This window comes from Nissabacter sp. SGAir0207 (assembly GCF_005491205.1).
Classification (GTDB): domain Bacteria; phylum Pseudomonadota; class Gammaproteobacteria; order Enterobacterales; family Enterobacteriaceae; genus Chimaeribacter.
The window spans coordinates 2,392,303-2,404,508 of sequence record NZ_CP028035.1; the positions used below are offsets into that span (position 1 = coordinate 2,392,303).

At 62.2% G+C, this 12,206-nt stretch carries 14 protein-coding genes and 1 tRNA gene; 10 read left to right on the plus strand and 5 right to left on the minus strand.

Going from position 1 to position 12,206, the window contains the following annotated elements:
* Positions 1-25: 25 nt before the first annotated feature.
* Positions 26-697, minus strand: coding sequence for an HTH-type transcriptional regulator RutR (gene rutR / locus C1N62_RS10580; protein ID WP_137763594.1), 672 nt, complete (start codon positions 695-697; stop codon positions 26-28).
* Between the two features lie 327 nt (positions 698-1,024).
* Between rutR and rutA the strand changes: the two genes are divergently transcribed.
* From rutA to rutG, 7 genes are read left to right on the plus strand one after another with little or no spacing between them, the layout of a single operon-like run.
* Positions 1,025-2,116 carry a pyrimidine utilization protein A gene (rutA, locus tag C1N62_RS10585; protein WP_137763595.1) on the plus strand — a complete coding sequence of 364 codons (1,092 nt, stop codon included), beginning with the start codon at positions 1,025-1,027 and terminating at the stop codon, positions 2,114-2,116.
* A complete protein-coding gene (gene rutB / locus C1N62_RS10590) occupies positions 2,116-2,880 on the plus strand; it encodes a pyrimidine utilization protein B (RefSeq protein ID WP_137764985.1) in 765 nt (254 codons plus the stop codon). Before rutA ends, rutB begins: the two co-directional genes overlap by 1 nt.
* Positions 2,873-3,262: a pyrimidine utilization protein C gene (gene rutC / locus C1N62_RS10595; protein WP_137763596.1), complete on the plus strand. Its 390-nt coding sequence runs from the start codon at positions 2,873-2,875 to the stop codon at positions 3,260-3,262. The genes rutB and rutC overlap by 8 nt, the downstream gene beginning before the upstream one ends.
* Positions 3,263-3,273: 11 nt before the next feature.
* Entirely contained in the window at positions 3,274-4,065 is a 792-nt protein-coding gene (gene rutD, locus C1N62_RS10600) for a pyrimidine utilization protein D (protein ID WP_137763597.1), read from the plus strand.
* The gene (locus tag C1N62_RS10605; RefSeq protein WP_137763598.1) at positions 4,062-4,652 is read left to right on the plus strand and encodes a malonic semialdehyde reductase; all 591 of its coding nucleotides are present in this window, start codon (positions 4,062-4,064) and stop codon (positions 4,650-4,652) included. Before rutD ends, C1N62_RS10605 begins: the two co-directional genes overlap by 4 nt.
* A gap of 23 nt (positions 4,653-4,675) precedes the next feature.
* Positions 4,676-5,197 (plus strand): NADH-dependent FMN reductase RutF, encoded by a 522-nt coding sequence (gene rutF / locus C1N62_RS10610; RefSeq protein ID WP_137763599.1) that lies wholly within the window; start codon positions 4,676-4,678, stop codon positions 5,195-5,197.
* 41 nt (positions 5,198-5,238) lie between these two features.
* The gene (rutG, locus tag C1N62_RS10615) at positions 5,239-6,561 is read left to right on the plus strand and encodes a pyrimidine utilization transport protein G (protein WP_137763600.1); all 1,323 of its coding nucleotides are present in this window, start codon (positions 5,239-5,241) and stop codon (positions 6,559-6,561) included.
* A gap of 47 nt (positions 6,562-6,608) precedes the next feature.
* Here rutG and C1N62_RS10620 read toward each other — a convergent pair whose 3' ends face one another.
* A complete protein-coding gene (locus tag C1N62_RS10620; RefSeq protein ID WP_137764986.1) occupies positions 6,609-7,454 on the minus strand; it encodes a DMT family transporter in 846 nt (281 codons plus the stop codon).
* Positions 7,455-7,732: 278 nt separating this feature from the next.
* Between C1N62_RS10620 and C1N62_RS23495 the strand changes: the two genes are divergently transcribed.
* Positions 7,733-7,855, plus strand: a complete 123-nt coding sequence (locus C1N62_RS23495) for a hypothetical protein (protein ID WP_255508602.1) — start codon at positions 7,733-7,735, stop codon at positions 7,853-7,855.
* Between the two features lie 196 nt (positions 7,856-8,051).
* Entirely contained in the window at positions 8,052-9,785 is a 1,734-nt protein-coding gene (locus tag C1N62_RS10625; protein WP_137763601.1) for a potassium/proton antiporter, read from the plus strand.
* Between the two features lie 251 nt (positions 9,786-10,036).
* On the opposite strand, the gene osmE is transcribed toward C1N62_RS10625, so the two are convergent.
* Positions 10,037-10,372, minus strand: coding sequence for an osmotically-inducible lipoprotein OsmE (gene osmE / locus C1N62_RS10630; RefSeq protein WP_137763602.1), 336 nt, complete (start codon positions 10,370-10,372; stop codon positions 10,037-10,039).
* Between the two features lie 389 nt (positions 10,373-10,761).
* Between osmE and C1N62_RS10635 the strand changes: the two genes are divergently transcribed.
* Positions 10,762-11,265: a cupin gene (locus C1N62_RS10635; protein ID WP_240775691.1), complete on the plus strand. Its 504-nt coding sequence runs from the start codon at positions 10,762-10,764 to the stop codon at positions 11,263-11,265.
* Here C1N62_RS10635 and C1N62_RS10640 read toward each other — a convergent pair.
* On the minus strand, positions 11,243-11,431 hold the full coding sequence (locus C1N62_RS10640) for a hypothetical protein (RefSeq protein ID WP_137763604.1): 189 nt from the start codon (positions 11,429-11,431) through the stop codon (positions 11,243-11,245). The genes C1N62_RS10635 and C1N62_RS10640 overlap by 23 nt on opposite strands.
* Before the next feature lie 680 nt (positions 11,432-12,111).
* Positions 12,112-12,199: transfer RNA gene (locus C1N62_RS10645), tRNA-Ser, on the minus strand.
* Between the last annotated feature and the right edge of the window lie 7 nt (positions 12,200-12,206).

The following is a 12,206-nucleotide window of genomic DNA, read 5'->3' on the forward strand; positions in this document are numbered from 1 at the left end:
CCGGCGAAAATTACCAAAAATCCGCTCACGGACGCAGGCGGATGCCGTCAAGGATAATGCGCTGGACGTTCTCCACCGTCTGGCGGAAGAAGTGCTCATCCTGAAGGGAGGTGCCAGAGATCGCCTCCACCTGCACCCAAAAATCGGCGTAGTGCTGGGTGGTAGCCCACAACATGAAGATCAGTTGCAGCGGCGCGATGGGCGCAATGCGCCGCGCCTGCACCCAGCGCTCAATGATGGCGGACTTCTCCGCCACCAACGTTTTCAGTGAGCCTTGCAGCTCCTGCTTCAGGAGCGGCGCCCCCTGGATCATCTCCAGACAGAAGAGCCGCGACGCCTGCGGGTGGTCGCGCGATACCTCCAGCTTCAGCCGGATATATTCACTGATGGCCGCCAGCGGGTCTTGATCGGCGCGCAGTGCCTTCAGCGGCGCCAGCCAGATGTCGAGGATCTCGCGCAGCACCGCCACGTAGAGCGCCTCTTTGGAGGGGAAGTAGTAGAGCAAATTGGTTTTGGAGACATCGGCGCGCTCTGCCACCTGCTCCAGGCTGGTGCCGTGGATGCCGTAGTGGGAGAAGAACTCCAGCGCGGCAGCCATGATGGCGTGGCGCTTGGCGGCCGTGGCGCGTGAACGGCGGGTTGGCTGGCGTTTAGGTGCGGATGCCGGCAGGGCGTCCTCGGCGGCTGGTGGTTTCACATCCCCTCCCGGGATTGGTAGGCGGCTCTTTATTAGCCAAGCATAACAAACCGTGGCGGATGCGCCTACGTGGCTAATGCCCCTCAGCAGCGAACGCCTGACGGATGCGTGTTGAGCAGCACGCACCAAAGCGGCCCAGCACTGCCTGTTTTTCGTGCAATTTGTTTTGACCAACTGGTCTGAAAAGACCACTCAGTCCGTTAATTTCCTGACGTGATTTTTAACACGCTGATTTTAAACCTGTTTAAAAAAGTGGCACTGCCCTTGCAATAGTCAATCCATCGCGCCGCGCCGCGGCCCTTCCCGACTGACTGATGAGGTGTGCAGATGAAAATTGGCGTCTTTATTCCGATTGGCAACAATGGCTGGCTGATCTCCACCGCCGCGCCGCAATACATGCCGACCTTTGAACTGAACAAGGCGATCGTGCAGAAGGCGGAGCACTACCACTTCGATTTCGCCCTGTCGATGATCAAGCTGCGCGGCTTTGGCGGCAAAACCGAGTTCTGGGATCACAACCTCGAGTCCTTCACCTTGATGGCCGGGCTGGCGGCCGTCACCTCGCGCATCAAGATCTACGCCACCGCCGCCACCCTCACCTTGCCGCCAGCGATTGTGGCGCGCATGGCCTCCACCATTGACTCCATCTCCAATGGCCGTTTTGGCCTGAACGTGGTCACCGGCTGGCAGAAGCCGGAGTATGAGCAGATGGGCATCTGGCCGGGCGATGAGTACTTCAGCCGCCGCTACGACTACCTGTCGGAGTATGTCCAGGTGCTGCGCGACCTGTGGGGCACCGGCAAGTCAGACTTCAAGGGCGACTTCTTCCAGATGAATGACTGCCGCCTCAGCCCGCGCCCGCAGACAGAGATGAAGGTGATCTGCGCTGGCCAGAGCGACGCCGGTATGGCCTTCTCTGCCCGCTACGCCGACTACAACTTCTGCTTCGGCAAGGGCGTCAACACGCCGACCGCCTTTGCCCCGACCGCCGCCCGCATGAAACAGGCAGCCGAGCAGACGGGCCGCGACGTCACCTCCTACGTGCTGTTTATGATCATTGCCGATGAGAGCGACGAAGCGGCGCGCGCCAAGTGGGAGCGCTACAAGGCGGGCGCAGACACTGAGGCACTGGCCTGGCTGACCGAGCAGAGCGGCAAGGATACTAAGTCCGGCGCGGACACCAATGTGCGCCAGATGGCTGACCCGACCTCCGCGGTCAATATCAACATGGGCACGCTGGTCGGCTCCTATGCCAACGTGGCGAAGATGCTGGATGAGGTGGCCACCGTCCCCGGCACCGAGGGGGTGCTGCTGACCTTTGATGACTTTATCCAGGGTATTGAACAGTTTGGCGAACGCATCCAACCGCTGATGCAGACCCGCCAGAATCTGCTGACTGACAAGCGCGAGGTGGCATGATGAGCAGACATGAAACAGTGCCAGTGGTACGCCGTGGCGCGGGTGTCGCCGGGGAGGTCACGCTGGCTGCCCGCCCGGAGGCGCTGGCCTTCAGCCCGCAGCAGACTGCGCTGATTGTGGTGGATATGCAGAACGCCTACGCCTCGCCGGGTGGCTACCTGGATCTGGCGGGCTTTGATGTCTCCGCCACCGGGCCAGTGATCGCCAACATCAAACGGGCGATTGCCGCCGCGCGCGCCGCTGGCATCAAGGTGATCTTCTTCCAGAACGGCTGGGATGATCAGTATGTCGAGGCCGGTGGCCCCGGCTCGCCCAACTATCACAAATCCAACGCACTGAAGACCATGCGCAAGCAGCCGGAGCTGATGGGCAAGCTGCTGGCGAAAGGTGACTGGGATTACCAACTGGTGGACGAACTGCAACCGCAGCCGGGTGACATCGTACTGCCGAAACCGCGCTACAGCGGCTTCTTCAACACCCAACTCGACAGCCTGCTGCGCAGCTATGGCATCCACCATCTGGTGTTTACCGGCATCGCCACCAACGTCTGCGTCGAGTCCACGCTGCGCGACGGCTTCTTCCTCGAGTATTTCGGCGTGGTGCTGGAGGATGCCACCCATCAGGCCGGGCCAGCCTTCGCCCAGCAGGCGGCGCTGTTCAATATTGAAACCTTCTTCGGCTGGGTCTCGGATGTCGCCAGCTTCTGCGCGGCCGTGACCAGCGAGTCTACCCCACACACCACACTGGAGAGTGAGAATGCCTAAACACGCGATTATCCCACCGGGCAGCGGCGTGCCGCTGGCCCCCTTCGTCCCCGGCACGCTGGCCGACGGCGTGGTCTATGTCTCCGGCACCCTGCCGTTCGACAAAGAGAACAATGTGGTGCACGTCGGCAATGCGGCAGCGCAGACCCGGCATGTGCTGGAGATCATCCGGGGGGTGATTGAGACCGCCGGCGGCAGCATGGAGGATGTCACCTTCAACTCCATCTTCCTCACGGATTGGGCGAACTACGCGGCGATCAATGAGGTGTATGCCGAATTCTTCCCCGGTGACAAACCGGCCCGCTTCTGCATCCAGTGCGGGCTGGTGAAGCCAGACGCGCTGGTGGAGATCGCCTCCATCGCCCACATCGGCGTGCGCTGAGGGAGCCTCGCATGTTCCATGAGATCCGTGGCATCCGCTCCCCGGCCGCACCCACCGTGGTGCTCTCGGCGGGGCTGGGCGGCAGTGGCAGCTTCTGGCAGCTGCAGTTGGCAGCGCTGGAGGCGCGCTACCGGGTGGTGATCTATGACCACGCCGGTACCGGCCGCAGCGGCGGTACCCTGCCGGCTGAGTACACAATGGCGGCGATGGCCAGCGAGCTGGCGACGCTGCTGGAGACGCTGGAGGTGCGGCAGGCGCATCTGGTGGGCCATGCGCTGGGCGGCCTGATTGGGCTGCAACTGGCGCTCGACCATCCGGGCCTGCTGGCGAGCGTGCTGGTGGTCAATGGCTGGGCGGTGCTGGACAGCCAGACCCGCCGCTGCTTTGAGGTGCGCCGCGACCTGCTGCTCAACAGCGGCGTGGCGGCCTATGTGCGCGCCCAGCCGCTATTTCTCTACCCGGCTGACTGGCTCTCCCGCCATGAGGCGCAGCTGGTGGAGGAGCAGCGCCACCAGGAGGCACATTTTCAGGGCAGTGAGAACCTGCTGCGGCGCTTGCAGGCGCTGATGGCATGCGACCTGCGCACGCGCCTGCCGCAGCTTGACCTGCCAGTGCTGGCGCTCTCCAGCCGCGATGACCTGCTGGTGCCCTGGCCCTGCGCCAATGCGCTGGCGGCGCTGCTGCCGCACGGCGAGACACACATCATGCCCTACGGCGGCCATGCGATGAGCGTGACCGACCCCGAGACCTTCAACCCCCTGATGCTGGCGTGGTTGCAGCGCCACTGCACGGAGCCTGTATGAGCGAAGCATTACGTCCCAGCGCCCTGGCGACGCTATTCACCGAAGCGCGCAGCCAGAATGGCTGGCTGGAGAAGCCGGTCAGTGACGCGCTGTTGCAGGAGGCCTACGCGCTGGCGGCTCTTGGCCCCACCTCGGCCAACTGTAGCCCGGCGCGCATTCTGTTCATCCGCACGCCGGAGGCGCGGGCGCGACTGTTGCCAGCGCTCTCCAGCGGTAATGTGAAGAAGACCGAGAGCGCCCCGGTGACGGCCATCGTCGCTTGGGATCCGGCCTTCTATGACGCCCTGCCGGAGCTGTTCCCGCATGGCGACGCGCGCAGTTGGTTCACCTCCAGCCCGGCGCTGGCCGAGGAGACCGCGTTTCGCAACGCCAGTTTGCAGGCCGCCTACCTGATCATCGCCTGCCGGGCGCTGGGGCTGGATACCGGGCCGATGTCCGGGTTCGATCAGGCGAAGGTGGACAGCGAATTTCTGGCGGAGCTGGGCTGGAAGTCCAACTTCCTGATCAACATTGGCTACGGTGACGCTGGCAAAGTGTATGGCCGCCTGCCGCGCCTGCCGTTTGACCGCGCCTGCCGACTGCTGTAGGCAATTCACATAGGAGTGGCCGTATGCAAACCCTGTTATCCACTACCCCGGCCGCCCCAGTGGCGGCACCCACCTTCCGCGATGCCATGGCGCGCCTCGGCGCGGCCGTCAACATCATCACTACGGATGGCCCGGCCGGGCGCGCCGGTTTCACCGCCTCGGCGGTGTGCAGCGTCACCGACAGCCCGCCGACGCTGCTGGTCTGCCTGAACCGCGCCGCCTCGGTGCATCCGGTGTTCCTCGCCAACCAGCAGCTGTGCGTCAACACGCTGGCCGCCGGCCAGGAGGCGCTCTCCACGCTGTTTGGCGGCAAGACGCCGATGGCGGCGCGTTTTGCCGCCGCCGAGTGGCAGACGCTGGAGAGTGGCTCGCCGGTGCTGGCTGGCGCGGTGGCCAGCGTCGATTGCCGCATCAGCCAGGTAGTGAGCGTCGGCAGCCATGACATCCTGTTTTGCGAGGCGCTGGCGATCTGTTGCAACACGGAGGGGCATGGCCTGATCTATGCCGACCGCCGCTACCACGCCCTGACGCACGCCCCACGTTGACCACCCTGCCGCCCGTGCGGCGCTTTTTTTCGGAGAAGACAATGGCTCACTGGTTCCCGCAATGGCAAAAACGGCAGGGCAATCTGGATGGTGCCCTGATCGCCCCGGACGAGCGGCTGCCGCTCGGGCCGACCCTCATCATGGGGCTACAGCACACGGTGGCGATGTTCGGCGCCACCGTGCTGATGCCGCTGCTGATGGGCTTCGACGCCAATCTGGCGATTTTGATGTCCGGCATCGGCACCCTGCTGTTCTTCCTGGTGGTGGGGGGCCGGGTGCCGAGCTACCTTGGCTCCAGCGCCGCCTTTGTCGGGCTGGTGATCGCGGTGACTGGCTACGGCGGTCAGGGGCCGAACCTCAATATGGGCGTGGCGCTCGGCGGCATCATCGCCTGCGGCGCGGTCTATACGCTGGTCGGGCTGGTGGTGATGGCCGCGGGCACCCGCTGGATCGAGCGGCTGATGCCGCCGGTGGTGACCGGTGCGGTGGTGATGGCGATTGGCCTGAACCTGGCACCAATTGCCGTTAAAGGCGTCTCTGGCTCGGCGTTTGAGAGCTGGATGGCGGTGGTGACGGTGCTCTGCATTGGCAGCGTGGCGGTCTTTACCCGTGGGCTGCTGCAACGCCTGCTGATTCTGGCCGGGCTGGTGGCCGCCTACCTGATTTACGTGGCCGTCACCAACGGGCTGGGCTGGGGCACGCCGGTGGACTTCACTCCCCTCGCCAGCGCCGCGTGGTTTGGCCTGCCGGCCTTTACCGCGCCGGTGTTTGACAGCCACGCGATGCTGTTGATTGCGCCGGTGGCGGTAATTCTGGTGGCAGAGAATTTGGGCCACCTCAAGGCGGTGGCTGGCATGACCGGGCAGAGTCTGGATCGCTACATGGGGCGGGCGTTTGTCGGCGACGGGCTGGCGACCATGCTCTCGGCCTCCGCGGGCGGCACCGGCGTTACCACCTATGCCGAGAACATCGGCGTGATGGCGGTGACCCGCATCTACTCCACGCTGATCTTTGTTGCAGCGGCGCTGATCGCCATTGTTTTGGGCTTCTCGCCCAAATTTGGTGCACTGATCCACACCATTCCCGGCCCGGTATTGGGCGGCACCTCGATTGTGGTGTTCGGTTTGATTGCGGTGGCCGGTGCGCGCATCTGGGTGCAGAACCGGGTGGATTTGAGCGAAAACGGCAACCTGATTATGGTTGCCGTCACGCTGGTGCTGGGGGCGGGCGACTTTGCGCTGACGCTGGGTGGCTTTACGCTGGGCGGCATCGGCACCGCCACCTTTGGGGCGATTTTACTCAACGCGCTGCTGCGCAACCGGCGAGTGCTGCCAGTTGGCACAGAATCTGCAACCAAAGGATGACGACCTCAGTTTCTCCTTAGCTCATCATCGTTGATGATCACCGGCGGTTACTCAGCCCACCCGTCTGAGACAACCGCCGGTTTTTTTCTTTTCAGCCGCAACTCACTCACCAGTACCCCCAATACAATCAGCACCCCGCCCAACAGTGCGACGCCCGGCAGGCGCTCGCCCGCCAGTCGCCCCACCACACCGGCCCACACCGGTTCCCCGGCATAGATCACGGTGGCGCGCGTCGGTGAGACGCTCTTTTGCGCCCAGTTCATGGTGACCTGGATCAGCGCGCTGGCGCAGCCCAGCCCAATGGCGCTGTAGAGCAGGCGATCGCTCAGCGGCGGCACCGACTCGCCGGTCGGCCCCATCATCATAAAGGCCAGCAGCGAGGCGGTTCCCAGCTGGATGATGGTGACGCGGCGAATGTTCACCTGCCCGGCGAAGGCGCCAATCAACAGGATCTCCGCAGCGATCGCCAGCGCGCTGACCAGCGTGATCAGCTCACCGAAGGTGAACGCCAGCGAGGCGTTGTCTGGCCCGGCCAGCAGGATCAGGCCAGCAAACGCCAGCACGATACCGATGCTCGACATCAGCCCCGGCGCGCGGCGCAGCACCAGCCACTGTAACAGCGGCACGATGGGCACATACATGGCGGTGATGAAGGCGGATTTGCTGCTGCTGATGGTTTGTAGCCCAACGGTTTGCAGGCCGTAGCCAAACATAATCGCTACCCCCACCAGACTGCCCGCCTTCAGTTCGGCCAGGGTCAGGCCGCGCAGCGTATGGGCGGAGAAGAGCAGCAGCACTGCGGTGGCGGTGGCGAAGCGCAGGCCCACGAAGAAGAAGGGGCTGCTCTCCTGAACGGCCAGGTGGACGACCAAAAAGGTGCCGCCCCACAGCATGGTGATGCCAATCAGCACCCACTCCTGGACAGACAGGCGCAAACCGGGCGCACGCACGGCGGAAGTTGAATCAGACACAGGTTCTCTCTTGTCATTGCGCCCGCCAGCCGGGCGCAGCCGGGCAGTATAGCCGCTCGGCGCGCCCAACCCAACCCCGCGCGGCTGTACAACCGGGCCGGGTGCACTACACTCCAAAAAGGCCGGTGAACGCTGCCTGGCTGGCTGATGCGGCACAGGGATAGGCCGGCTGACCTCTGCCCCTTACCGGAGATATGCTTATGGAAACTGCATTGATTGGGTTGTTGGTGCTGCTTTGTGTGGTGGCGGCCTACGCCCTGACCCGGCACATCCGGTTGAGCCGCTCGCGTGACCTGCTCAACCCGCGTGACCGCCGCCGTTGAAGGTAGGATCCTGGGCCAGAGGGAACCGGCCCCCCTCCCTGCCGCGCTGCGCCTGCCAAAAAAGGCGCAAGCGCTCATTTTCCTAAATTATCAATAACCTCTTTGCTATTCTCGGGTTAAATTATATCTGGATTATCCAGACCATTTAACACGCTGGCATGGTTGCTGCATGACTGGCAAAAAGGAGAGAGGCAGAGTGAACGCATCCACAATCAACACACTGTTTGTGATTGGCGCCGTGTTGGTGGGGGCAAGCATTCTGCTAAGTTCGCTCTCTTCCCGCCTCGGCATTCCCATTTTGGTGATCTTTTTGGCAATCGGGATGCTGGCCGGGGTCGATGGTCTGGGCGGCATCGAGTTTGACAACTACCCCTTCGCCTACCTGATCAGCAACCTGGCGCTGGCGGTGATCCTGCTGGATGGCGGTATGCGCACCCGCGCATCCTACTTCCGCGTCGCGCTATGGCCAGCGCTGTCGCTGGCGACGCTGGGCGTGGTGCTCACCGCCGCCCTTACCGGGCTGGCGGCCGCCTGGCTGTTTGACATCGATCTCTATCAGGGCTTGCTGATTGGCGCGATTGTTGGCTCGACGGATGCGGCGGCGGTCTTCTCGCTGATTGGCGGCAAGGGGCTGAATGACCGCGTCAGCGCCACGCTGGAGATTGAGTCCGGCTGCAATGACCCGATGGCGGTGTTCCTGACCATCACCCTGATTGACATGATCGGCAAGGGCGAGCAGGGCCTGAGCTGGATGTTCCTTATCGACATCGTGCGCCAGTTTGGCCTTGGCATCCTGCTTGGCTTTGCAGGCGGCTGGCTGTTGCAGCAATCCATCAACCGCATTTCGCTGGCCAACGGCCTCTACCCACTGCTGGCGCTGAGCGGCGGCCTGCTGGTGTTTGGCCTTACCACCCTGCTGGAGGGCAGCGGCATCCTGGCGGTCTACCTCTGCGGGCTGAAACTCGGCAACTCCCCGATCCGCAACCGCCACGGCATTTTGCAGACCTTTGATGGCATGGCCTGGCTGAGCCAGATTGGCATGTTCATGGTGCTCGGCCTGCTGCTCACCCCGAGCCAGTTGCTGCCGATTGCCGTGCCGGCGCTGCTGCTCTCGGTATGGATGATCCTGTTTGTCCGGCCGGTGGCGGTGTTCGCCAGCCTGCTGCCGTTCCGCAGTTTTACGGGCCGCGAGCGCATCTTCCTCTCCTGGGTGGGCCTGCGCGGCGCGGTGCCCATCATCCTGGCGGTCTTCCCGATGATGGCGGGCATCCCGGATGCGCGGCTGTTCTTCAACGTCGCCTTCTTTATTGTGTTGGTGTCACTGCTGGTGCAGGGCAGCTCGCTGGCGTGGGCCGCCCAGCGGGCGCGGGTGCTGGTGCCGCCCCAGCCTACGCCGGAGTCACGCATTGGGCTGGACATCGACCCGCAAAACGTCTGGCAGCACTTTACCTACAAGCTTGGCGCGGAGAAGTGGTACATCGGCGCGGCAATCCGTGACCTGCACATGCCGCCGCAGACCCGCATTACCGCGCTGTTCCGCGGCCAGGAGATGATCTATCCCTCCCGCCACACCCGCTTGCAGGAGGGGGACGTCCTGTGCGTGATTGGCCGCGAGAGCGACATTCCGCGGCTCGGCAAGCTGTTCAGCGAGACGCCGAAAACCCGGGTGGTGGATGAGCGCTTCTTTGGCGACTTTATCCTCGACGCCGATGCCCCGCTGGGCGGCGTGGCGGCGCAATATGGGCTGACGCTGGAGGCGGAGATTGATCCCAACCAACCGTTGCGCCACTTCATCATGCAGCATCTGGGCGGTGAGCCGGTGATTGGCGACCACGTGGAGTGGAACGATCTGGTCTGGACTATTGCAGAGATGGAGGGCCACACCGTGACCCGGATCGGCGTAAAAATTGACGGCGACGAGCCGGCCTAGGGGCTGGTACGGTACATCACCACCAGCAGCACGACGATGGTCAGCCCGCACAGCAGGCTCAGGCATTTAAACAACCGCTCAGTTTTCGGTCTCATGGCGTCTCCTTGTGAGTGAACACTCAGGTTACGCCATCTCCCCCGCCAGCCATGGCGGGAATAGCTGGCCGCTTTGCTGCCAAATTGCGCGATTGCCCACGCATCGATAAAAAAAGGCCGCCGGGTCTCCCCGGCGGCCTCTCTGATGTGGTGCGATTACTGGCCCTGCTGCGGGTCTTTGTCGTAATCGGAGCAGGACTGGTAGCCCTTGTTCATCACATGGCCGGTTTCATCAAAGCTGACAAAGTAGGTCTGCGCCTTGCCGTCACGTGGTTTCACCGCGTAGGTGCTACAGGTGCCCTTGGCATGCACCAGCGTGGCGTCGGTGGATGGCGGGCCGGCGATGGCGCGCACCTGGGCGCGGGTCATACCGACTTTGACATCGCTGACAACCGGCTCATCTACATAACTGGCAGCACGGTCGTATGCGGTACAGCCTGACAGCAGCGTGACAGCTCCCATTGCCGCCATTAACAGCGTTTTTTTATTCATGACTTCTCCTCCTGAGGTGCGTGATGTCCTTTAAGCCTAGAAGATAACGCAAGTTTTTCAAATTCGTTTGCCGATTTTGCCACCGCCCGGCATTTTCCTATGAGACCGGTTTACCCCCGTCGGGTGCGCGCCACCCCTTGCCAGACGGCCTGTTTGCCCGCGTCCGCGTGGGAAAAAAAGCCACAGGAAAAATCTTCCTACCGCGACCAGCATCACGTTTTGCGCTATACCTGTTTGATGTAAGCCTGCGCAATTGCTGTGCTTATTCCACCGTTACCCAAGGAGGAGCGCCGATGCCGCTTGATCGCCGCCAGTTTTGCGGCTTTTTCATTTTACTGGCCGTGTCGCCCTTTGGTTCCCCGGCGCGCGCGCAATCACGGGAGGTTGCCATGGAGAGGATTGCACTGACCAAAGCTGCCCACGGTGTCCCTAACAGCCCCTATCCGGTGATCCTCTATCACCATGTGCTGCCGCCGGAAACCGCTGACCCCGCGGCCTACCTGGAGCACCTGTTCACCGCCAATGGCTGGCCGCCGCAGTGGCGTTACCCGGTCTACCCCTATACCCATTTCCACTCCAACACCCATGAGGTACTCGGCTGCTATGCCGGCTCCGCCAAATTACAGCTCGGTGGTGAAGGCGGGCCAGTGCATGAGGTCACGGCCGGGGATGTGCTGCTGCTCCCGGCGGGAGTGGGTCATAAGCAGATGGAGGCCGACAAGGCCTTTATGCTGGTGGGCGCCTACCCCACCGGCTTTAGCCCTGACCTCTGTCGGGATGAGCCGCCGCTGTTGGCGAAACGCCGCAAAAGTGTGCTCGCGGTGCCGCTGCCAACCAGCGATCCGGTCACTGGCCACAGCGAGGGGTGCCTCAAGTATTGGGTGAAAGCGTAGAGGGTGACTCTTTGATATAGCAGCGTTTGACGTCCAGCCGGGCGTCGTCGTGCTTCACATCATTGAAGTAGGTGATGGCAAACATCACGGAGACCACAATCAGGCTGGAGGCCAGCAAGGCAATGAGGGCAATCAGTTTGTTGTCATCGAAACGGTTCTTCTCCATGCTGTTTCCCTCCTTGTCCGTCAGGTCACCAGTAGTGTAATAATCAGCGTAAAAATGATAAGGGCGCTGGAGGCTACCACCAGCACGGCGACCGCAAACTGCGCGTCGCCCAACGTCTCCTGATACGGAGGTCTCTCCGGGAGAGGGGATCTCTTTTCCACAACATCTCATTACGCAGCGTACTGCGTGCAATCGCGGGCGACACATATTCACGCCCATCATGAAGATATAATAAACAATACAGCCCAGATGTGCCACGCGCCGCAGTCATCACCGATCGCCAGCAACAAAAAAACCCTGCGCCAGGCAGGGTATATTTTTGCTGCAAAACATCATTTTACTGATTGGCCTATCTGCTGCTAACAGAAGTCCGTGAGGAAAGGTCGTTAACCCCCGGCGCTTATCTCCGGTTGTCAGGCAAGTCAGCTCTTCGACGGGAAAACAACAGACAACCTCCGTTCGTCTATTGGCACTAATCCTAATTTATTACTTAGTTTCTGAATGTGATGAACATCACTTTCCACTATCACGACTTATGTGTCGTGCTTAAGTTAGAACAGGATCACACTTCTGCGGGCATTTACAGACAGAGAGAACATCGGTGCAAAGATAAGGAAAGTCAAAGAAGATACGGCGCTTGGAACTATCAGGGAGAGTGTCATGAGGTACTGCAGGGAGAGTGGCGGAGGAGGTGAGATTCGAACTCACGGATGGTCTCCCATCGACGGTTTTCAAGACCGTTGCCTTAAGCCGCTCGGCCACTCCTCCGCAACGA